Origin of the sequence: Aureitalea marina (assembly GCF_002943755.1) — a bacterium.
GTDB lineage: Bacteria > Bacteroidota > Bacteroidia > Flavobacteriales > Flavobacteriaceae > Aureitalea > Aureitalea marina.
On the sequence record NZ_MQUB01000001.1, the window covers coordinates 544,989 to 568,923 of the forward strand.

General features: G+C 45.3%; 14 protein-coding genes. 13 read left to right on the forward strand and 1 reads right to left on the reverse strand.

Going from position 1 to position 23,935, the window contains the following annotated elements; genetic code table 11:
* Window positions 1-62 precede the first annotated feature (62 nt).
* The 4 genes from BST85_RS02605 (at window position 63) to yajC (ending at window position 3,017) form a co-directional block, all read left to right on the forward strand.
* Entirely contained in the window at window positions 63-1,157 is a 1,095-nt protein-coding gene (locus BST85_RS02605; RefSeq protein WP_104811838.1) for a Glu/Leu/Phe/Val dehydrogenase dimerization domain-containing protein, read from the forward strand.
* 83 nt (window positions 1,158-1,240) lie between these two features.
* The gene (gene nusB, locus BST85_RS02610; protein ID WP_104811839.1) at window positions 1,241-2,185 is read left to right on the forward strand and encodes a transcription antitermination factor NusB; all 945 of its coding nucleotides are present in this window, start codon (window positions 1,241-1,243) and stop codon (window positions 2,183-2,185) included.
* A 51-nt stretch (window positions 2,186-2,236) separates the two neighbouring features.
* The gene (locus tag BST85_RS02615; protein ID WP_104811840.1) at window positions 2,237-2,713 is read left to right on the forward strand and encodes a DUF1573 domain-containing protein; all 477 of its coding nucleotides are present in this window, start codon (window positions 2,237-2,239) and stop codon (window positions 2,711-2,713) included.
* 19 nt (window positions 2,714-2,732) lie between these two features.
* Window positions 2,733-3,017: a preprotein translocase subunit YajC gene (yajC, locus tag BST85_RS02620; RefSeq protein WP_104811841.1), complete on the forward strand. Its 285-nt coding sequence runs from the start codon at window positions 2,733-2,735 to the stop codon at window positions 3,015-3,017.
* A gap of 28 nt (window positions 3,018-3,045) precedes the next feature.
* On the opposite strand, the gene pepT is transcribed toward yajC, so the two are convergent.
* Window positions 3,046-4,293, reverse strand: coding sequence for a peptidase T (gene pepT / locus BST85_RS02625; RefSeq protein ID WP_104811842.1), 1,248 nt, complete (start codon window positions 4,291-4,293; stop codon window positions 3,046-3,048).
* Window positions 4,294-4,452: 159 nt separating this feature from the next.
* On the opposite strand from pepT, the gene BST85_RS02630 reads away from it, so the two are divergent.
* The 9 genes from BST85_RS02630 to BST85_RS14645 all read left to right on the forward strand — a co-directional run bounded on the left by BST85_RS02630 (window position 4,453) and on the right by BST85_RS14645 (window position 23,930).
* Window positions 4,453-6,024 carry a sodium:solute symporter gene (locus BST85_RS02630; protein WP_104811843.1) on the forward strand — a complete coding sequence of 524 codons (1,572 nt, stop codon included), beginning with the start codon at window positions 4,453-4,455 and terminating at the stop codon, window positions 6,022-6,024.
* Window positions 6,025-6,069: 45 nt separating this feature from the next.
* The gene (locus tag BST85_RS02635) at window positions 6,070-7,734 is read left to right on the forward strand and encodes a glycoside hydrolase family 13 protein (RefSeq protein ID WP_104811844.1); all 1,665 of its coding nucleotides are present in this window, start codon (window positions 6,070-6,072) and stop codon (window positions 7,732-7,734) included.
* 76 nt (window positions 7,735-7,810) lie between these two features.
* Entirely contained in the window at window positions 7,811-9,136 is a 1,326-nt protein-coding gene (locus BST85_RS02640; RefSeq protein WP_104811845.1) for a sugar porter family MFS transporter, read from the forward strand.
* Window positions 9,136-10,032, forward strand: a complete 897-nt coding sequence (locus BST85_RS02645; protein WP_181039940.1) for a carbohydrate kinase family protein — start codon at window positions 9,136-9,138, stop codon at window positions 10,030-10,032. The genes BST85_RS02640 and BST85_RS02645 overlap by 1 nt, the downstream gene beginning before the upstream one ends.
* Before the next feature lie 364 nt (window positions 10,033-10,396).
* Window positions 10,397-13,540: a SusC/RagA family TonB-linked outer membrane protein gene (locus tag BST85_RS02650; protein WP_104811847.1), complete on the forward strand. Its 3,144-nt coding sequence runs from the start codon at window positions 10,397-10,399 to the stop codon at window positions 13,538-13,540.
* A 10-nt stretch (window positions 13,541-13,550) separates the two neighbouring features.
* Window positions 13,551-15,116, forward strand: a complete 1,566-nt coding sequence (locus BST85_RS02655) for a RagB/SusD family nutrient uptake outer membrane protein (RefSeq protein WP_245917619.1) — start codon at window positions 13,551-13,553, stop codon at window positions 15,114-15,116.
* A gap of 114 nt (window positions 15,117-15,230) precedes the next feature.
* Window positions 15,231-18,557, forward strand: a complete 3,327-nt coding sequence (locus tag BST85_RS02660; protein WP_104813875.1) for a VCBS repeat-containing protein — start codon at window positions 15,231-15,233, stop codon at window positions 18,555-18,557.
* Window positions 18,558-18,568: 11 nt separating this feature from the next.
* Window positions 18,569-21,907, forward strand: coding sequence for a VCBS repeat-containing protein (locus BST85_RS02665; RefSeq protein ID WP_104811849.1), 3,339 nt, complete (start codon window positions 18,569-18,571; stop codon window positions 21,905-21,907).
* Window positions 21,900-23,930, forward strand: a complete 2,031-nt coding sequence (locus BST85_RS14645) for a CRTAC1 family protein (protein ID WP_342750378.1) — start codon at window positions 21,900-21,902, stop codon at window positions 23,928-23,930. Before BST85_RS02665 ends, BST85_RS14645 begins: the two co-directional genes overlap by 8 nt.
* Window positions 23,931-23,935 lie beyond the last annotated feature (5 nt).

The following is a 23,935-nucleotide window of genomic DNA, read 5'->3' on the forward strand; positions in this document are numbered from 1 at the left end:
TGAAATCCTTACATTTCGTCTAGTTTTGTACTACCTTTTTGAGGATTTAACAATTTGATACTATGTTGACGGAAGTAGTTAGTTCCAATGATCTAAAGAAAGTTGCACCAGTTTTTGGGCAACTCTCCTTTGACGACCACGAACAGGTGGTTTTTTGTCATGACAAAGATACCGATTTAAAGGCAATCATCGGTATTCACAATACGGTCCTTGGGCCGGCTTTAGGTGGAACCCGAATGTGGGCATACAATAGCGAATGGGAAGCTCTCAATGATGTTTTGAGACTCTCTCGCGGTATGACCTTTAAGTCTGCGATCACCGGCTTGAACTTAGGTGGTGGTAAGGCTGTGATCATCGGTGATGCGGCTACTCAGAAAACTCCGGAGCTCATGTTGCGATTCGGCGAGTTCGTTCACTCGCTTGGTGGGCGCTATATCACTGCAGAAGATGTAGGGATGGCCACAGCAGACATGGACCTGGTCCGGTCTGTCACTCCTTACGTCACAGGGATTTCCCAGGAATTGGGTGGCGCTGGTAACCCATCACCCATTACAGCTTATGGCGTTTTTATGGGTATGAAGGCCGCAGCCAAATATGCCTATGGTTCGGATGTATTGGAGGATAAGATAGTTTACGTAGAAGGTGTTGGGAATGTCGGTGAGTCTCTGGTGGAGCATCTCAGTAATGAAGGAGCCAAAGTATTTATCAGCGATATCAGCCAGGACCGCTTGGAGCAAGTCCGGGATAAGTATAGTGCTACTATCTACGAGGGAGATAACCTGTATACTGAGGATATGGATATCTATGCGCCATGTGCCTTGGGAGCTACAGTGAATGACAGTACTATCGGTCAACTTAAGGCCAAAGTGATTGCCGGAGCCGCGAATAACCAATTAGCGGTAGAGGAGAAGCACGGTAGGGAATTGATGGAGCGTGGAATAATCTACGCCCCGGACTTCTTGATCAATGCCGGAGGGATTATCAATGTATATGCCGAGCTAGAGAACTATGGTCGTCAGGAGATCATCCGCAAGACCGAGAATATCTATCATACCACTTTAGAGATCCTGACCAAAGCTGAAAGCCAGGGCATGACCGCTCAGGCCGCTGCCATGGAGATAGCCAGAGATCGAATAGCGGCTCGAAAAAATAGTTGATACAACGACAAAAGAAAGTATCTTTGCAGCGCACTGAGCAGAACTCGGTGCGCTGTTTTTTTTAACTAAGTTCTTCGTACAAAATGCTCACACGCAGGCACATCAGGGTAAAGGTCCTTCAATCGCTTTACGCTATGCACCAGTCTGATCGACCAGATCTGGAAAAACAGGAGAAATTCCTAGTCTACAGTATGGAACAGATGCAGCAGCTTCAAGTGCTGCTCCTACAGATGTTGGTCGAGCTCAGAAACCAAGCAGAGTCCTACCTGGAAAAGTCTAAAGCCAAACACCTGGCCACACAGGAGGAGAAAAATCCCAGTCGGGCTTTTGTCGATAATCAGTTGTTAACGGTTCTAGGGGAGTCCGAGGCCTTGGCCGATTATCTCAAGAAACACAAGCTGAACTATTGGAAGCAGGATGACGAATATGTGGCCATTCTCTTTAAGAATCTCCGAAAGACCGATTGGTATCGCGACTATCTTCTGGAGGACGAACACAACTTCAAACAAGATCGGGAGTTTGTCGTACGGGTATACAAGCAGATCGTAGCCGTGGATGACAAGCTATACGATTATTTAGAAGACAAGCGCTTGACCTGGTTGGACGATTACCCCCTGGTAAACACCTCCCTTGTCAGGGCATTGGGCAAAATGAATGCTCAAAACATAGACGAACTGGTTGTTCCGGCTCAGTACAAGAGTGAAGATGACAAAGAATTCGCGTTGAGCCTGTTGCGCAAGACCATTTTAAACGATGATAAGCTAACCGGGATCATTGATGGAAAGACGCCCAATTGGGACAAAGAGCGTATCGCCGAGATCGATATGCTCATTCTTAAAATGGGGATAGCGGAGTTCCTGTATTTTCCATCCATACCAGTGAGAGCTACTATCAATGAATATCTGGAGATCGCCAAGGAGTACTCCACACCTAAAAGCAGCTTGTTTGTGAACGGTATTTTAGACAAGCTTGTCAAGGATTTTACAGCGGATGGAAGCTTGAACAAAATTGGGCGGGGCCTTCAATAATCCTAAAAAAATACCTACATTAGCCACGCTTTAAACCAAAATTTTGACCCTATGAAAAAATCGATTTTAATGCTGGCGATAGCTTCAGTTTTCGCTTTTACATCTTGTAAAGAGAACGCTGCAGATAAAGTCAATGAAGAAAATGTAGCAGCAGCTGCCGATCGTGATGCGGATGCCGGGAAATTTCCTGTAATGACCTTTGCCGAGACCGAATTTGATTTTGGTGAGATCGCCCAAGGAACTAATGTAGAGCACGTTTTTAAATTTGAGAACACCGGGGAAGCTCCTTTGGTGATCGTTGATGCTAAGAGTAGCTGTGGCTGTACTGTGCCAGAGTATACCAAGGACCCTGTAGCTCCAGGAGAGACTGGTGAGATGTTGGTTAAGTTCAATGGTAGCGGTAAGAACCAAGTAAGTAAAACAGTTACCATTACTGCCAACACCCAGGCGGGAAAAGAGACCATCAAGATCAAGGCTTTTGTTCAGCCTAAGGATGGAGCAGCCGGAGCACCTGTACAAACTCAGTAATTCGGTTATCGCCTGATTTATGGAACAACTACAGAGTTTTGCACCGCTTATTCTGATGTTTCTAGTGGTGTATCTGTTCATGATACGCCCACAAATGAAACGCTCCAAACAGGAAAAGCAATTTGCGGCCGACCTCAAAAAGGGAGACCGGGTTGTAACGAAGAGCGGGATGCATGGAAAAATTCTGAACCTCAATGACGATGGTACCTGTATTATCGAATCGGGGGCCGGTAAGATGAAATTCGAGCGATCTGCCATCTCGATGGAGATGAGCAAAAAGCTCAACGAACCGGAGAAGAAATAAAAAAAGGCCTTCAAGTTGAAGGCCTTTTTTATGACCTGTATTTCCCTGAAGCGGTTATTTCCGCTATCCTTACAATTACCTCGACAGCCTTGACCATGCTTTCCAATGGCACATATTCATAAGGTCCATGGAAGTTATGCCCGCCCGCAAATATATTGGGGCAGGGAAGTCCCATATAGCTTAGCTGTGAACCATCCGTTCCACCTCGTATCGGTTTGATCAGAGGTTGGATACCAGCATCCAACATGGCCTTCTCCGCTATCTCCACGACATGCATCAACGGTTCTACCTTCTCCCGCATGTTGTAATACTGATCCTTGATCTCAACATGAATCCTGGGTAGATCCAAGCGGCTGTTGATCTCCTCGGCCAAAGCCTTAAGCCTTGATTTTCGAATTTCGAACTTCTGTTTGTCGTGATCCCGTATGATGTATTCGAGCTTTGTTTCATCTACTCCTCCAGACATAGCATAAAGATGGAAAAAACCTTCTCTACCCTCCGTATTTTGAGGAGTTTCCGATTCCGGTAAACTGGCGATAAAATTTTGCGCGATAAGCATACTGTTCACCATTTTTCCTTTGGCATAGCCTGGGTGAACGATCTTCCCGGCGATGGTGACCACAGCTCCGGCCGCATTGAAGTTCTCGTATTCCAATTCGCCAATCTGACTTCCGTCCATGGTATAGGCCCAATCTGCCCCAAATGCTTCCACGTCAAAGTGATGCGCTCCCCTGCCGATCTCCTCATCCGGTGTAAACCCAACTTTTATTGTTCCGTGCTCGATCTCCGGATGCTGGATCAAATATTCCATTGCCGAGATGATCTCACAAATACCGGCCTTATCATCGGCACCCAATAAAGTGGTACCATCTGTGGTGATTAAGGTCTGACCCTTATATATGAGCAGATCTTCAAAATCTTCAGGAGAAAGGACCTTACCGCTCTGACCTAACTGTATTGTGCTACCGTCATAGTTCTCAACCAGTTGAGGATTCACATTGGCGCCCGTAAAATCTGGAGTGGTGTCAAAATGAGAGATGAAACCGATAGTTGGGATGTCTCGGTCGCAGTTCGAGGGTAAGGTGGCCATCACATAAGCGCGCTGGTCAATGGTCACATCTTTCATACCTATTCGCTCCAGTTCTAGGGCCAATTCTCTGGCCAGGTCCCATTGTTTTTCCGTACTTGGCGTACTATCACTAGCTGGATCGCTCTCGGTGTCTATCTGCACATATTTCAGGAAGCGATCTAATAGCTTTTGCTGTTCAATTTGCATGCTTTTCTCTTAGTTTAAGAAAGGCCAAAAGGCGTAGAAGCGAAGGTAAAAAAGATCATGAAATATTAAGCCTGTATAGCCGTTGGATTTATTTTCTTCTTGCTTTTGTTTTCTTTGTATTTTATTTAAATTAGCGCTCAAACGAAACAAAACGAAACTATGGATAAGTTGATCAGCGATCTGGATCTTGGGATCATTGGCTTGTATTTTGTGCTCATTCTCGGTATCGGTTTTTGGGTAGCCAGAAGGACCAAATCCGGAGATGATCTCTTCCTTGGTGGAAGGACGCTCACCTGGGGTGTGATCGGTCTGTCACTCTTCGCAAGTAACATATCCAGTACAACCATAATCGGGCTTACGGGTGCAGCTTATTCTAGTGGGATCGTTCAGTCGGTCTATGAATGGATATCCGGTCTGCCACTGATCATCGCAGCTCTGATCTTTGTTCCGCTCTATCTAAATTCACGGATAACGACTATTCCAGAATTCCTTGCCAAGCGCTTCGATCGCAGATCGCAGGTGTTCTTTTCTGTAGTAACAATTTTTACAAGTATCATAGTCGAAACGGCGGGTGGACTCTACGCAGGTGCCATCGTACTGAAGACCTTCTTTCCGGACATCGTTATTTGGCAAACGACCATCGTTCTGGCGCTAGTAGCCGGTCTTTATACGGCTATGGGTGGATTAAAGGCTGTGGTTTATACCGACACCTTACAGGCTATCATTCTAATCGTTGGAAGCAGCATTCTGACATACATCATGTTTAGCAAATTGAACTTCTCCATTAGTGATATGATCGCTGCTGCGCCCGAAGGTCATTTTTCCATCATCCGTCCAATAGATGACGAAACTCTTCCGTGGCCAGGTTTGTTCCTTGGGGTGCCACTGTTAGGTTTCTGGTACTGGTCCACCAACCAGTATATAGTCCAAAGGGTGCTTGGGGCCAAGAATGTCCGTCATGCCAGATGGGGTGTTATACTTGGAGGGTTCCTAAAACTGATCCCTCTCTTTATCATGGTGATCCCAGGTGCAATGGCAATCAGCATCTATACAGATATTGAGAAGTCCGATATGGTTTACCCAACCATGGTCCTTGAAGCACTGCCGGTTGGTTTGATCGGCTTAGTACTTGCCGGTTTGATTTCGGCCATCATGTCTAGTGTAGATTCCACACTGAATTCGTCTTCCACACTTATTGTAATCGATTTTATAAAACCCAGGAAGCCGGACATCACTCAGAAAAAGATAGCCTATTATGGTCGGGTCTCAACGCTTGTTTTGATGGTCATTGCCGCTTTATGGGCCCCCATGATCGAGAACTTTGGAGGACTTTGGTCCTACCTGCAGCAGATGTACACCATCTTTGTTCCGCCCATAGTTGTATTGTTCCTTGTCGGTATCTTTTACAAACGAGGAAATGGCCATGGAGCCTATCAGACCTTGATCTGGGGTACTGCCTTGGGAATACTTCTATTTGCTCTCGGACAAATTGGATTGTGGCCTATTCATTTCACTATTAATGCGGGTATAGTCGTCCTGGTGTCCGCCATACTGTTTGTGTTCTTTAGTAATCGGGCAGCTGCACCTTCTGAGGAGGTGATCAGGAACTATACCTATCAGCCTGGACTGATCGATCAGGACAACCAAGGATTAGCCTGGTATCAGAACTACAAACTGTGGGCATTTATCTTATTTTTGGCCATCGTTGCCATATTTTTCTTGTTGATCTGATCTGGTGGCGATAAACTAGTATCATCTATCCTATAAAATCGATCTATGTCTCAGGCTCGAACTTGGTGGAAGGAAGGAATTGTCTACCAGATCTACCCACGCTCATTTAACGATTCCAATGACGACGGCATTGGTGACCTTCAAGGAATTATCCAGAAGCTGGATTACATCGCCTCCTTAGGTGTGACTATTATTTGGCTTTGCCCGGTCTATCCATCGCCCAATGATGACAACGGCTACGATATAAGCGATTATCGCGGTATCATGCCTGAGTTTGGGACCATGGAAAAATTCGATCAACTGTTGGAAGGGATTCACAAAAGGGGGATGAGATTGGTCATGGACCTGGTGGCCAATCATTCATCTGATGAGCATCATTGGTTCAAAGAAGCACAAAGTTCAAAAGACAATCCTTACCGGGATTATTATTTCTGGAAGCCGGGAAAGATGAATGGACCACCTAATGACTGGCCATCTTTTTTTGGTGGGAACGCTTGGGAATACGACGAACTTTCAGATGAATATTATCTACACCTGTTCACTCGGAAACAACCTGATCTGAATTGGGAAAATCCCCAGGTCCGAAAGGAAATTCAAGAGGTAATAAGATATTGGTTTGAGAAGGGGGTTGACGGTTTCAGGATGGACGTGATCTCTGTTATCTCAAAAGACCTGGACTTCCCCGATGCCAAGACAGACGACTTTGGTTCCATTATCAATAATAATTACGCCAATGGATCCCGAATCCACGAATTCCTGCAGGAGATGAACAGGGAGGTATTGTCCAAATACGATATCATGACGGTGGGTGAGGGGCCTGGAATCAGTCTGGATAACGCTTTGGATTATGTGGGTGCTGATCGGGAAGAGCTCAATATGGTATTTCATTTTGACCATATGTTCATGGACTGTGGTCCCGGAGGTAAGTACGATCCTGTCCCTGTCGATTTTCAGCGCTTTAAGGAGATCTTTTCAGACTGGGATTCCCTGCTTTCCGATGGAGGCTGGGGTAGTATATTTTTAGGCAACCATGATTTCTCAAGATTGGTGTCCAAATTTGGTAATGATTCTGCCTATTGGCAGGAGTCTGCCAAACTTTTTGCAGCCTTGTTGTTAAGCTTAAGAGGAACGGTCTATATCTATCAGGGCGACGAGATCGGAATGACCAATGTGGCCTTTTCCAGTATCGATGAATACAATGATGTTGAAACCCTGGGGAACTGGAAAGAAGCGGAAGAGCGGGGAGAGGATATGGATCAATTCATGCATCTTGTACACCTGCAAAGCCGCGATAATGCCAGAACACCTATGCAATGGTCAGATAAGTCCAATGCCGGTTTCACTCAAGGGAAACCATGGTTGGGAGTGAATCCTAATTATGTTGATATCAATGTTGATCTGCAGGAAACTGATCCAGGATCTGTATTACACTTTTATAGGAGGATGATTGCCTTTCGGAAAGAAAATCCTGTCTTGGTGTATGGTAACTATCAACAGCTTGATCGGGGTCACTCCACCATTTATGCCTACAGGAGATGGGACGACCTGTCTGATTTTCTGGTAGTACACAATTGTTCAGACCAAAGTCTGGTTTGGGATTTGGAAGATTGGAATGCACGGGATTTTCAACTCGAGCTGTCAAATGTAGAGGGAGCAACGAATGATCTGCATTTTCAGCCCTGGCAGAGTAAGATCTTCCGAAAGTTCTAGTGGTTTAGGTGGTTGGGGATTGGCCGTTCTCATTTGAGAATAATTACCTAATTTGATCGGATCAAACTTCCTCTAGATGAAAGATAAACTTTGGTTATGGTCTGTTACCGCCGCTCTGGCGGGTTTTTTATTTGGCTTCGATACGGTGGTGATCTCGGGTGCAGACCAGCGGTTGCAAGAACTTTGGGACTCTTCCGATGCTTTTCACGGTACAGTGGTAATGGCTATGGCATTGTGGGGAACGGTTATCGGTGCAATTTTTGGGAGCTTCCCAACCAATAAATGGGGTAGGAAAAAGACCTTATTGGCCATAGGGATACTCTACACCGTTTCAGCTCTGGGGAGTGCGTTTGCTAACGATCCGTTTACTTTCGCTTTCTTTCGTTTTATAGGCGGCTTGGGTGTAGGTGCATCTACCATAGCTGCCCCGGCTTATATCACAGAAATATCACCTGCCGACAAACGTGGAAGATTGGTTGCTCTGTATCAATTCAACATCGTTCTGGGTATTCTGATCGCATTTATTTCTAATTTCCTTTTAAGTGGCATGGGCGGAAATTCGTGGCGATGGATGCTTGGGGTCGAAGCCATCCCCGCGCTGATCTACACCCTACTCGTTCTTACAATACCGAAGAGTCCTCGTTGGTTATTGACCAAAGGAAAGGAAGAAGAAGCCCTGAAAGTTATGAAGCTGGTTTATCCCGATCGGAACTTCGAGGAATTCGTGGAGGAAGTTTCCGGGGACAGGCACCAGGAGCGAAGCAAGGAAAGCATATTTATGCGCAAGTACAGATTTCCCTTAATATTGGCTTTTTTGATCGCGGCCTTCAATCAATTCTCCGGGATCAACGCCTTCTTGTATTACGCACCAAGGATATTCGAAGAGGCTGGTTTAGGTGAAAGTACCGCCTTGCTCAGCAGTATTGGTATAGGCGTTACTAATTTGGTCTTCACCTTGTTGGGTATGTTCCTGATAGATCGATTAGGTCGAAAGAAACTGATGTACATGGGATCGGTGGGCTACATCATTTCCTTATCGCTGGTATCGGCCGCGTTCTTTCTGAATTGGGAGGGTTTAGCGGTGCCCATCTTTCTCTTTTTGTTCATAGCTTCCCATGCCATTGGTCAAGGTGCAGTGATCTGGGTGTTTCTGTCTGAGATCTTTCCCAATCATCTGCGGGCCCATGGACAAGCATTTGGATGTTCGACTCACTGGGTGCTCGCGGCTTTAATACCTTCTTTTGTGCCTCTGCTTTTTTCTAGTATAGGTGCGGGTGTTGTCTTTATGATCTTCGCAATTCTCATGGTTTTACAGCTATTATTTGTCGCCTTTATGATGCCCGAAACAAAAGGAGTTCCCTTAGAAGAGCTCAGTAAGAAACTCATTCGATCGGAGAACTAGTGAAGCCTCAGAGTCGTATATTTTGCTTTGGTGAGGTGTTGTGGGATGTATTTCCTGACAACAGCAGAATAGGTGGTGCTCCTCTGAATGTAGCCACTAAACTGGCAACTTTTGGTCATCAGGTCTTCATGGTAAGTGCCGTTGGCCGCGATAAAGAGGGAGATGAGATCCTGGAGTTTCTGGAAGAGCGCAATGTAATCTCCAAATTCGTTAAAACTCACCCTGAACTTTCAACAGGTAAGGTACTCGTCCAGCTGGATGAGGAAGGAAAAGCGAGTTATCAGATCGTTCATCCGGTTGCCTGGGATGATATTACAGTAAATAAGATCGACATGGAGGAAATGGGCCATATTGATTTGCTGGTATTCGGCTCTCTGGCCTGTAGGGATAAGCGTTCACGGAGAGGTTTGCAGTTACTTATGGAGCAGGCAGAGTTCAAGGTGTTGGACATTAATCTTCGGGCTCCACATTACCAGTATGAGTTGTTGATCGATATGATGCAGAAGGCGGACTTTGTGAAATTCAATGACGAAGAAATAATCGAAATAAGCAGAGAGTTGGGGCGGACCGGCGACTTTGAAAACCTGGCCAGGGAGTTAGCCAGACAGTTTCAAATTGATGCGGTCTGTGTTACCCTAGGGGAGGACGGAGCAATATTGCTTTATCAAGGAAAGTACTTCCACCATCCTGGGTTCAAAGTACAGGTCAGAGATACGGTTGGGGCGGGAGATTCTTTCCTGGCCACCATACTCAATGAATTGTTGTCAGGTAATGATCCAAAATCGGCCCTCACTAAAGCCTGTGCAATGGGTGCGATGGTGGCGTCAAAAGACGGTGCAAATCCCGAGATTTTATCCACGGAACTGTTTAACTTTTTGCAAGATGCTGATATTTAGTCTATAGCAGCCAATTTCTATTATTGTTTTAGTTAGATTTAGGAAAATTCTTGTTAAATTAACAGATCTTACTTCATTTGGGCTTTGAAAATGGTTGTTTATCGAGACCTAAGTCATTCTCATATCCCTAAAAACAGGGGTTTACGAAAACGTTTTCGTTCAGAATTTCGTTCTTTTTAGAGGTCTTTTTTTATAATTCCAAAAAAAAATCAATCTTAGTAAATTATTAAGAAATCCTTTATATTTGGTTGCCTGCGCACTTTGTCTATATTAAGGTAGGAAAACTCAAAAAACACCAATTGTTTTCAAGGATTGAAAGACAACGATTGAACATTAATTAAAATTAACTTAAACCAAAATCTGTATGAAAAACAAACTACTAATGAAACTATTGTTTGTCCCCGTCCTGTTGTTATTCGGCGGTGCTGCATTAGCGCAGACTACCGTTACCGGTAACGTTTCGGATAATCTAGGACCTGTCCCAGGGGTGAACATTATAGTTAAGGGAACTTCCAATGGGGCGCAATCGGATTTTGATGGTAACTATTCACTGGACAATGTAGCTTCTGATGCGACGCTGGTATTTAGTTATATCGGTTATGCCACCCAGGAGGTTGCGGTCAACGGACAGTCAACCATTAACGTGACATTACAGGATGACGTGCAGGCGTTGAATGAGGTAGTAGTTATCGGTTATGGTACAACTACAGTGAAAGATGCGACCGGTGCGGTTGCTTCTGTAACCGCAGAAGATTTCAACAAAGGGGTCATTCTATCGGCAGAACAGCTGATCCAAGGTAAAACAGCTGGGGTACAGGTTTCCCAGTCTACTGGTGAGCCTGGTGCAGGAATCGATATCCGTATTCGTGGTGCTAACTCTGTACGATCTAACAACAATCCACTTTTCGTAGTTGATGGTGTACCATTATCTGGTGAAGCGACCCAAGCGGAGAGTAGTGATGTCGGAGCAGGTTCGGCCGGAGCAAAGAATCCACTGAGCTTCTTGAACCCGAACGATATAGAAAGTATTTCTATTTTGAAGGATGCCTCTGCAACAGCGATCTACGGATCTCGTGGTGCCAATGGAGTTGTTCTAATTACAACAAAATCAGGACGTGGAGCTCAAGGTGGAAGATGGGATATTTCTTCCTCCATATCTAGAGCTAAAGTGCGTAAGACTTTTGATTTACTTTCGGCATCAGAGTACTTAGCCCAAACCGACCGTTTTGGTTTTGATGTTGCCTCTCGTAATTTCCGAAATAGTACTGATTGGCAAGATTTCATTTATCGTACAGCTGTCTCTACTGATCAGAACATTGGTTACTCCAACAACTATGGAGATGGAAATGTTCGTGCTTCTTTTAACTACGGAAAGATCCTGGGGGTTGTAGAGAATACAGCTCTTGAGCGTATTACAGGACGACTGAACGCAAATCATAAGTTCATCGATGACCGCCTCAGATTATCATTTCAAGGAACAGCTTCCCGTGTTAATGATGATGGAACTGCTATCGGTCCTAGTGCCGGTTTCCGAGGAGATTTGATAGGTTCTGCGTATTCAGCAAATCCAACCTGGCCGACTAATGCAGATTTCGCAAACTCAGGTGGTTTGTTGAGTCCAGCAACAGCTTTGGCTTATTCTGAAAGCAGGACTAATACAAACCGTTTCCTGTTGAATTTCTCTGCTGAATTTGATATTATTCCAGAGTTGACCGCTAAGGTTAATTTAGGATATGATTACTCGGATTCACAAAGATCTAATGTTGCTTCAGCGAATGCGCGTAACTTTGGAAGAGGTGCTTTTGGTAATGGGGTAGGAGCTATAGGTCAACTAGAAACTCAAAACCAACTTCTAGAAGCAACACTTCGTTACAACAAGCAGTTTGGAAATGTTAATCTTGATGTTATAGGAGGTTACTCTTGGCAAGATTTTAACAGAAACGGATACAATGCGCAAGCATGGGGATTCAATACAGAAGACATGCGTCAAATGGTCCGTGACATGGAGTCAACCATAGACGTACTTGAGGGTCGTATTTCTGGAGAATACCAGCAATACGGTTACGCTCCTAATATCTCTGATGGAATTTTCATCAACAGATTGGGTCTGGATAACCGCGACGAAGCTGGAAATCCACAACCTGTCACTGACTTCATCAGAAATAACAGTGGATTACAGGTAAGATCATTGGTTAATGATTATTTTGACAATACCGACGAACTGCGCTCTTATTTCGGGCGTGTAAACGTTGATATTTCAGACAAATATTTGTTTACTGCTACAGTAAGGGCTGATGCCTCATCACGTTTTGGTGAGGATAACCAAACTGGTGTATTCCCGTCTGGTGCCTTTGCCTGGAAGATGCATAACGAAGATTTTATCGGAGATTCCGTCTCTACGCTTAAACTTCGTTTGGGAGTGGGGGTAACAGGTAACCAAGAAGGTCTAGGATATGGAAATCAATTCCGTCGTCAACGCTTTAGCGGTGTTGGAATATCAGATGGAGGTGACGTAAATATTCCAGGAATTTCCGATGTTGCATTTGCTAATCCTGATTTGAAGTGGGAAGAGACAATTCAGTATGCTGGAGGTATCGACTTTGGGTTCAACAATGATCGTTTTTACGGTAGTGTAGACGTTTACTACAAAGAAACGAATGACTTACTTTTCCGAGTATTATCCGCTCAACCAGCGGCTCAGCCATTTGTATTCTTGAACTTACCCGATTCTAAGGTAGTTAACCAAGGTATTGAGTTCAGTTTAGGAGCAGATATCGTTGACTCAGGCGATTGGTACTGGGGAGTTAATTTCAACATTGCCTACAACGAGAACGAGATCACTGATCTGCAGGGGGAATTTGACGCTGGTACCATCCGTGGTCAGGGTCTGTCTCTAGCCTTCGCTCAGAAGTTGAAAGCAGGCCAGCCATTGTTCTCTTACTTTTTGCGTGATTTCCAAGGATTCGATCCAACAACTGGTCAGCCTATCCAGACTGACGTTCAGGATTTCGTTGGTAAGAGTGCCTTACCTGATATTAACACAGGTCTTTCTACCACAGCTTCCTACAAGAATTGGACGCTGTCTGCATACTTTGCCGGACAATTTGGGCATTACATTTATAACAACACGGCTAACGCCTTCTTTACTGCCGGTGCATTCCGTTCCGGACGTAACGTGCCACTTGACGTGTTGAACGCTGGAGAGTCTTTCGACGCTGCTGCAGATGTATCTACTCGCTTCCTGGAAAGCGGAGACTTTGTTCGTCTACAAAACGTTACCCTTTCATATGATATTCCACTTGCGGAAGATTCAGTATTCGAGCGTGTTGGCGTTTCACTAACCAGTCAGAACTTGTTCGTAATCACGGATTACTCCGGGTTAGATCCAGAAGTTAGCTCTGCACCTGCGGGTGGAGACTTACTGAATGGTCTACCAGTATTCGGTATCGACTATGGAGCTTATCCAAGACCGACAACGTTCACCCTTGGTTTAAATGCTAATTTCTAAAAAAATGATTATGAAGAGAATTAATTTAACACACGTAAAAGCTGTCTTTGCGATTGCTATTATGAGCTTGTTCGTCGTCTCTTGTGATATCGAGATCGAAGAAACAGACTCGATATTTCCAGAAGAGACTAGTGGAGATTTTGGTGGAGTAGCTGCTGTTGGAGCCTCCGTGCAAGATTTGTACAATAGTGTATACGGACAATTAGGGGACCAGGCAAATTTCTTTGCCTTGAACGAGGTCTCTACAGATGAGACTTTAGTTCCAACCCGTGGAACTGACTGGGGAGATAATGGAATTTGGCGAACGCTTCACGCGCACACCTGGAGTCCAACTCACCAATTTGTTTTGAACACATGGAACAACTTAAACCAAAATGTATTCCGTGCAACGCAGGTAATTGACCCGGCGAGTACGATAATAGGTGAAGGTGAAACTCGTTCCTTGGAAGAGTTAAAGGCTGAGGCCCGTTTCCTGCGTGCTTTCAGTATGTATTTCGTACTGGATTTGTGGGGTGTAGCTCCTTTCCGTGGAGTGAACGACGGTGCTGATGTTAACCCTCAGGTATTCACGGCTCAGGAAGCCTATGCGTTCATCGCAGAGGATCTTAATGCTGCTATTGCAGGACTTCCATCGCGAGGACCAAGTGGTGATAACAATCGTGCTTCTAAAGCGACAGCACGTTTCCTATTAGCCAAATTATTCTTGAACGCTGAGCGTTATGGTGCTTCGCCAGCCTATGCAGATGTAATTACACTATGTAACCAGATCGCTGATGATGGTTATAGTCTGCAGTCTGGATATTTCGATATCTTTAAGGAAGATGTAGATACAGAGACCATCTGGTATGCAAATACCTCTGTTGGTAACCGTATCTGGAACGGTATGCACTACAACATCGTTGCTCCTGATAATACAGGAGGAGGATGGAATGGGTTTACCACTCTTGCAGAGTTCTATGATAGCTTCGGTGGAGCTCCAGATTCTAACTACGTTGGAGACGCCGATGATGAGCGTCGTGGATGGGTTCCAGATGCAGGTAATGCAGACGAGACCAACCTGGGTATCGGTTATGGATTCCTAGTAGGTCAAATGTATGATGTAAACGGTGCTCCTTTGAAAGATCGTCCTGGAGATCCATTGGTATTCACAAGAGATCTACCAGGTCTGAGTGGAAACAATGAGCGTACGGGTATTCGTATCATCAAGTATCACCCTGTAAATGGATCGTTCGCAAACCACGAGATCGTATTCCGTTATGCTGACGTGCACCTGATGAAAGCTGAGGCCATGCTGAGAAGTGGTGGAAATGCTACTGCTATGGTGAATGAGCTGCGAACAATTCGTCTGGCTCAGCCTCTTGGAAGTGTTAGCGAAGCTGATCTGTTAGCTGAGCGTGGACGTGAGCTATACTACGAGTTCTGGAGACGTAACGATATGCTGCGTTTTGGTCAGTATACTCGTGCTTGGGAATTCAAGGATGAAGCATCTATAGGAGACGAGACGAAGCGTCTGTATCCTATTCCAATTAATGCCTTGCTTTCTAACCCGAACTTGGTTCAGAACCCAGGATACTAATATTGTTCTATATTTTTTTACAGGTCGCCTGCTTTTGGGCGACCTGTTTTTTTTTGTAGCTTCCCCAAATTCCGATTAAGCTGATTTTCCCACCACATGCCTTACTTGGATCAGATGTATTTTAGCACAAAATTCTTAAATGGCTGCTTGTTGTGCTACTTGCCAGCCTTGTTGTGCATTGGCGTATTAACCGGTTGTGCGGATGAAAAGCCGGAAGACACACTTTTTGTGAATAGAAATGCCAATGAGACCGGATTGGATTTCGTCAATCAACTTACTACTACGCCAGAACTAAACATTTTAAACTATATCTACTTCTATAATGGTGCGGGAGTTGCAACAGCGGACTTTGACCGGGACGGAAAGTTAGATCTATATTTTACCTCCAATCAGGAAGAGGACCGTATTTACAAGAATCTGGGAGAGCTTAAATTTGAGGATAAGACCGATGTTTCCAGAATAGACAATAGTGGGAACTGGACCAACGGGGTTAGTATTGTCGATATAAACCAGGATGGCTGGCCGGATATCTACATTAGTAAGCTCGGGGATTATAAACATATCCAGGGTCATAATCTTTTGTACATCAACCAAGGTTCAGAAAGTGGAGGTTGGCCTGAGTTTGTAGAAATGTCGGCTGAATATGGACTGGACTTCAAAGGTTTCTCTACACAATCTGCATTCTTTGATTACGATCTGGATGGCGATCTTGATCTATTCTTGATGAATCATTCGGTCAATCCAAATCAGAATTATGGCAGGGGAGATCAACGTTCCCAGCCGGACCCCTTATCGGGCGATAAGCTCTTTGAGAACAAGGATGGATATTTTGTAGATGTTAGTGCCGACAGTGGCATTTTTGAGAGTCGATTTGGTTATGGGCTGGGTATCTCTATCTCCGACTTCGACCAGAATGGCTACCCTGACGTTTATATAGGGAACGATTTTTTTGAGAACGATTATCTCTATTTAAACCAGGGAGACAAGACCTTCAAAGAGGTAATCCACCTGGAAGAAGGTCAAATAGGACATACCTCCCATTTTTCCATGGGGAACGATACCGGGGATTTAGACAATGATGGGGACATGGACATCGTATCCGTTGATATGTTGCCTGAGGATCTTCTAACCTATAAATCTTCAGGTACGGAGTTCAGTTACCAGATTTATCGCAATTATCTGAAGAACGGCTATGCGCCTCAGTATATGCAGAATACACTGCAGATCAATTTAGGGGACGCCCGTTTTAGCGAGAGTGCCTATCTATCCGGACTTTCGGCAACGGAGTGGTCCTGGAGCCCCCTGATCGCCGATTTCGATCTGGATGGAAATCAAGATATCTATGTGACCAACGGCATTCTGGGTGCAACCAATGATATGGATTTCATCAACTTCATTGCGAACGAAAATATTCAGCGGGCCCTGAGTAAAGGAGTGACGGAACGAGATCTGGAGTTTATTAGCAAAATACCGGTCAAACACACAGCCAATTACTTCTTTAATAATGAAGGTGACCTGACCTTCGAAAACACATCAGAGGCTTGGATAGGAGATGAACCTAGTTTTTCCAATGGAGCCATTCGAGCAGACCTGGACAATGACGGGGACCTCGATATAGTGATCAACAATGTGAATGAGACTGCTCAGATCTTGGAAAATCGTACCAACTCCATGTTCCCGGATCGGCAGAGTATCCGGGTGGAATTGCAAGGGGACATCCTCAACAGAGCAGGTATAGGCACCAAAGTTGTTGTTTATACCGAAGATCAGATACTAACTCGCGAAAATTATCCCAGCCGGGGCTATTTAAGTAGTCAACCGTCCGTACTTTCTTTTGGTCTTGGACGGCGAACGATCGATTCATTACGGGTGACCTGGCCGGACGGGAAGTCCCAACTGATTACTGACCCCATTATGGCACCGGAGCTTGTACTGGCTTATTCGGAAGCCGATTCAGTGCAAATTCCAATGGTCAGGAAAAATAGTCCATTGACAAATACAGATGGTCTTTTCTTTGCTGTTCATCAGGATAATCCGAGTTTGGAATTTAACCGCGATCCGCTTATCCCTTATGCGCTTTCCAACGAAGGTCCAACGGTTTCTGTTTCGGATGTGGATGGCGATTCTTTGGAAGATGTTTTTATCGGCGGGGCTAAAGGAAGTCCTGCCCAATTATGGAAGCAACTTGAAAGTGGTGAATTCGAATTAACCCAAACTGATCTTTTTATCGAGGATCGCTTGGCCGAGGATGTTGATCAAGCGTTTTTGGACGTCGATTCGGATGGCGACCCGGATTTGGTTGTGCTTGCTGGGGGAAATGAATTTACCAGTGGCGTTAACATCCAACCACGACTCTACCGAAACGAAAACGGGACTCTTCAAAAAGACAGCCTTCAGTTTGACGGAATTCAATTGAACGGATCAGTAGTCCGGCCCGCGGATATCGATGCAGATGGGGACATGGATCTGCTGTTCGCAGCAGATGTTATTCCTTTACAATTCGGCTCAGATCCTCGGCATTTTATTATGATCAATGATGGGCAAGGTAATTTTGATGATCAGACAGAGCGCATTGCTCCTGGTTTGTTGTCGTCAGGAAGTATCACTGACGCCCACTGGACCGATCTGGATGGGGATGGAGATCTTGACCTGATCACCCTCGGACTGTGGTCAGCTATTCAGGTTTGGACCAATGAGAATGGTCAATTGCGATCAGAACCTATTCCCGGTCTGGAAAATACCCACGGCTGGTGGCAAAGCCTCGCCGTATCAGATCTAAACGAGGATGGTTTACTTGATATCATTGCTGGTAATTGGGGGCTAAACTCCCGGTTACAGGCATCTGTTAATCAGCCGGTTAGTCTTTACTCTACAGATTTTGACCAAAATGGTAACACTGAACCCATAGTGACCTATTATTATCAAGGAGTAGAGACCGTTCTGCCTTCAAAGGACGAATTGGTGAAGCAATTGCCACAGATAAATAAGAATTACCTGTCCTATGCTGATTTCGCAGCGGCTTCTGTTCAGGAGCTGTTTGGGTCTGCCGCCCTGAAAAGTGCCAAACGGAAAGAGGTATTTCAACTTGCCAGTACTGTGTACATCAATGGAGGTGATGGATCTTTCGAAGGCCTGGAATTACCATTTACCGCTCAATTATCATCAGTCTATGACATCTGGGTGGAAGACCTGAATAAAGACGGGTTTCAAGACTTGTTTTTGGTAGGCAATAACTTTGAAATTAGTACCCAATTAAGTAGATTAGACGCCTCGCATGGCGTGCTGCTGATTAACGATAGAACGGGCCATTTCCAGGAAACCACCAACCCACTTTACGATGTCCCGGGTCCCGGCCGTTCGATCGCTAAGCTAAGCGTCGGCGATCAGGAATATTTGGTTATTGCTCGCAATGATCAGCCCTTGTTATTTCTAAAAAAGTAAACGACCCACAAATGAATTCATTTCGAATTAGCCTGCTACTGATTACCTTCTTCGTTCTAACTGCATGCCAGCAAGAGGAAGCTAAGCAAGAAGAACAGGCAGTTGATCCACTCTTTACAGAACTCGATCCGGCAGATTCTGGCATGGCGTTTATCAATACCGTCGAGAACCAAAAGGATTTCAACATTTTCAAGTATCGAAACTTCTATAATGGCGGAGGAGTAGCTATAGGAGATATTAACAATGACGGTCTTCCCGATATCTACATGACTGCCAACATGGGGAAGAATAAACTGTTTCTGAACAAAGGGGATTTCAAATTCGAAGATATATCCGCATCAGCTGGTATAGAAGGAAACAAACCTTGGTCTACCGGGGTCGCCATGGTCGATATCAACGCAGATGGCCTATTGGACATATACGTCAGCAATGCCGGGAACATGGAGGGCGATAATCACAACAATGACCTCTACATCAACAATGGTGATCTCACCTTTACGGAACAGGCAGAAGCCTACAACCTGGCCGAGACTGGATTTACCACGCATGCGACTTTCTTCGATTACGATAAAGACGGAGATCTAGACGCTTATATCCTGAACAATAGCAATATCCCGGTGAGTAGCCTGGGTTATGCAGAACAGCGGAATGTTCGGGCCCAGGATTGGAATGTTCCCAAGATGTTCCGCGGTGTTGGAGATATGTTGTTGCGTAACGATGGAGGAGTGTTTACCGAGGTTAGTGAGGAAGCAGGTATCTATGGAAGTTTGATCGGTTTTGGTCTTGGTGTTATGATCAGTGATGTGAATAATGACCTGTATCCGGACATCTATGTATCCAACGACTTCTACGAAAGGGATTATCTATACATCAACAACCAGGATGGGACCTTTACCGAGGATATCAAGAATTGGACCTCTCGGCTTTGCCTCTCGGCAATGGGGATCGATATGGCGGACATCAACAATGATGGGAATGCGGACATCTTCATCACCGATATGTTGCCTGATGGAGACCAGCGAGTAAAATCCGTGATGGAATTTGAGGGATACAATGTTTTTAAGTTGAAGCAGAGTAAAGACTTCTATCAGCAATACATACAGAATACCCTTCAACTGAACAATGGGAATGGCAGTTATTCTGAGATCGCATACTTCTCTGGTGTATCAGCCACAGATTGGAGTTGGTCCGGATTGATGTTCGACATGGACAATGACGGCTACAGGGACATCTTTGTGACCAACGGTGTCAATCATGATCTGACGGATCTTGACTTCGTGGATTTCTTTGCCAACGAGATCATTCAGGAAATGGCCTTGACCGGTAAGAAAGAAGCCATTGACTCCATTATAGCCAAAATGCCCATTGTGCCGGTACCCAATTATGCCTACCACAACAATAAAGACCTGACCTTCACCAACCGAGCTGTGGAATGGGGGCTGGGAGAGCCTGGCTTATCCAATGGTGCGGCCTACGGGGATCTGGACAATGATGGAGATCTCGATCTGGTAGTCAATAATGTAAACATGCAGGCCTCACTCTACAGAAACAATAGCCTGGAGAACCTGGATAATCACTACCTAAGAATCCAACTAAAGGGAAAGGAGGCCAATACCTTTGCTATTGGCTCTACAATTAAGGCATATGCCAATGGGCAGGTCTACATGCAGGAATTGATACCATCCAGAGGGTTTCAGTCGTCCATGGATTATACTGTCAGCTTGGGGCTGGGCCAGGCTACACAAGTAGATTCCCTAAGAGTGATCTGGCCTGACGACAAAACCACTGTACTTGGAGCTATTCCCGTAGATCAGACAGTGAATCTAAATTGGGCTGACGCCAATGAAGCATACAGTCCTGCAGAGAATAAGGCTAAGCCCCTTATGAGGGAGATGCCCAATGATTTACTGGTCAAGCATGAAGAGAATAACTACAGTGATTTCGACTTTGAAGGACTTATTGCCAAAATGCTTTCCCAAGAGGGACCGTGTATGGCTGTTGGAGATCTGAACGGAGACGGAAATGAGGATGTATTCATCGGTGGTGCCAACGGTCAAGCCGGGAGTTTGAATTTCCATAGCGGAAACGGAAGTCTAAGACCTGTTTCCAGTCAGACCTTGGAAGATGACAAACAATTTGAAGACACTGCTGCCGCAATATTTGATGCCGATAAGGACGGAGATATGGACCTGGTTGTAGGCTCTGGTGGTAACCAAGTAGACCAGGACAGTGGAGAGACACTCAGATTGTACCTGAACGACGGACAGGGAAATCTGACCAAGGCACCTTTGGTACTACCTCCTAATATTCGAAATGTCAGTGCCATAGCTGTCCATGATTTGGACGGAGATGGAGATCAGGATATTTTCGTTGCGGCCAGAAGCATTATCGGGATCTATGGCGTGGATCCGGAACATCTATACCTGGAAAATCTTGGGGATGGCCAATTTATCAATAAAAGCAGTGAGGTCATCCAGGCAACCCGCGACAGCGGGATGCTAACCGACGCCACCTGGTCCGATCTCGATGGAGATGGTCAGTCCGAATTGATTACGGTAACCGATTGGGGAAGCCCGCGGGTTTACAAGGTACAGAATGGAAAGTTGGAGAAAATGACTAGCGGATTGGATTCCTATGAAGGATGGTGGGGTGTTGTGAAAGCAGTCGACATTGACCAAGATGGCGACCAAGATCTGTTGTTAGGGAACGAAGGAAAGAATATCCATTACCAGCCATCGGAAGAGAACATCATCAAGATATGGGTGAGCGATTTCGACAACAATGGAACCATCGAACAGATCATGACTCAGACTATTGATGGACGGGATATGCCCCTACATCAGAAGAAAGAGATCGTTGCACAATTGGTCTCTTTGAAAAAACAAAATCTAAAGGCTTCGGAATACGCCAGACGTTCAATACAAGAACTATTTCCACCGGAGGTCTTGAATAGAGCTAGGGTGAGATCTGTCAATACATCTGCCAGTATGCTAGCGGTGAACGATGGAAACGGAAATTTCGATGTGCGAGAGCTACCTACCATGGCGCAGCTGAGTTGTGTTTGCGGAATCAGTTGCACTGATGTGAACAATGACGGGCATCTAGATATCGTCATGGGTGGTAATAACTACGAGTTTAAACCTCAGTATTCCCGCTTGGATTCCAACTATGGCAGTGTTTTGCTGAACGATGGTTCACTTAACTTCGACTGGCAGAATTATACCGAAAGCGGATTCTATGTACGCAATGAGATCAAGCATATCGAACCATTTTCAGATAACACAGGAAAGACCTTCCTCTTGGTAGCCATTAATGACGAAAGGCCGAAAGTCTTCGCTTTGAATGAATAAGTACCTATTTCTGCTTCTTTTTTGTTGCTGCTTGCTGTCCTGTAAGGAGCAAGAACAAGAATATCCTATGGTGAACCTGCCTTCCTCCAGGACAGGTATCGATTTTACCAACCAACTTCAGGAATCTGATTCTCTCAATATCCTGGACTACCTGTACTTCTATAATGGAGGTGGAGTAGGTGTTGGAGATTTTGATAAAGATGGCTTGCCTGATATATATCTAAGCGCCAATCAGGGATCCAATAAACTATTCCACAATCAGGGCGACCTTCGTTTTGAGGATGTTACCCAGCAAGCTGGTGTGGCCGGAAACAGCAGTTGGAACACCGGTGTAACCGTTGCCGACATCAACAACGATGGCTGGTTGGATATTCTGGTATCTGCCGTAGTAGGAATTAATGATTTTACCGGTCATCACGAGCTATTCATAAACAATGGAGACCTGACTTTCAGTGAACGCTCAGCCGATTATGGTCTGGATCTCCAGGTTTATGGAACCATGGTAGCCTCCCTGGATTACGACCTGGATGGTGACCTGGATCTTTATTTTCTGAATCACGCCGTTCACACCCAGGAATCATTTGGACGTTCACAGATCCGTACAAAGCGAGATCCTAAAACAGGAGATCGCCTGATGCGGAACGACGGAGACCGATTTACAGATGTCAGTGAGGAAGCCGGTATCTATGGAGGTCCCAATGGCTATGGACTGGGAGTGGCTGTTTCGGATTTTAATCAGGATGGATTTCCAGATCTCTATATCGGTAATGATTTTCACGAAGACGACTATTATTACCTGAACAATGGAGATGGAACCTTTAAAGAGGCATTGAAGGATCATTTTGGACACAGCAGCCGATTTTCCATGGGCAACGATGTTGCAGATATCAATAACGACGGCCGGCCTGATCTGATCTCCCTGGATATGCTACCTCCACAAGAGCCTGTGGTGAAGGCTTCTGAGGGCGATGACGCCTTTCAAACCCTACTTCTACGAACCCAGCAATACGGGTACAATTATCAATTTTCCCGGAACATGCTTTTTCTGCAGCAGCCGGACTCCAGTTATGCCGAGGTAGCCTTGCAAGCCGGGGTAGCAGCCACGGATTGGAGTTGGAGTGCCTTGTTTGCAGACCTGGACCAGGATGGATGGCAAGATCTTTTTATCTCTAATGGTATTCCCCGACGCCCTAATGACCTTGATTTTATTCGGTTTCTTTCCAATGAGCAGATACAGGAACAAGTAAATAGTTCCCGATTAGTGGATCAGCAGGCACTGGACCTGATGCCGGCAGGAATGGTGTCCAATTATATCTACCGGGGCCGTAAAGGTCTTGGATTTGATGATGTTTCCTCTGTATGGACCACGAATAAAAAAGGAGTTTCTGGTGCTACCGCCTTGGCTGACCTGGATGGGGATGGCGACCTGGATCTGGTGATCAATAATTTGAACGAAGAAACCAGTCTGATCGAGAATCAGCACAATGCGGGTCATTACTTAAAGGTCGGTTTTCAACTGGAAAATGGGAATCACTTCGGATATGGCGCACGGGTAATAGCTTTTGTGGACAATGAGGTTCTTTATCGAGAACTCAACCCCCACCGTGGATTCCAGGCCACTTCTGAGGCTGTTGTCCATTTTGGACTGGGTACGAAAGAACGATTGGATTCCTTAACTGTTGTATTTCCGAATGGTCAGTCTAAAACCTGGCGCGATCAGCAGGTTGATACTACCTTGATCGTCCGTACTTCTGATGCCGGAAAACGCTTGTCTGGAGCTGAAAAAAGCGGAACGGCTTTTCAATTGGTCGATGGTAACTTGGGAGTGGATTATGTTCATACCGCTCAGCCTTATTTTGATTTTACTCGCCAGAAACTCATTCCGTATGGAGTTTCGGATAGGGGCCAAAAGGCATTTGGTCCGATCTCAATGGAGATGGACGTGCCTCTCTTTTTATCGGTGGATCAAAAAAGAATCTCCCGGTTCAATATGATCAGACTGGGGATTCACTGGTTAAACTGACCGGA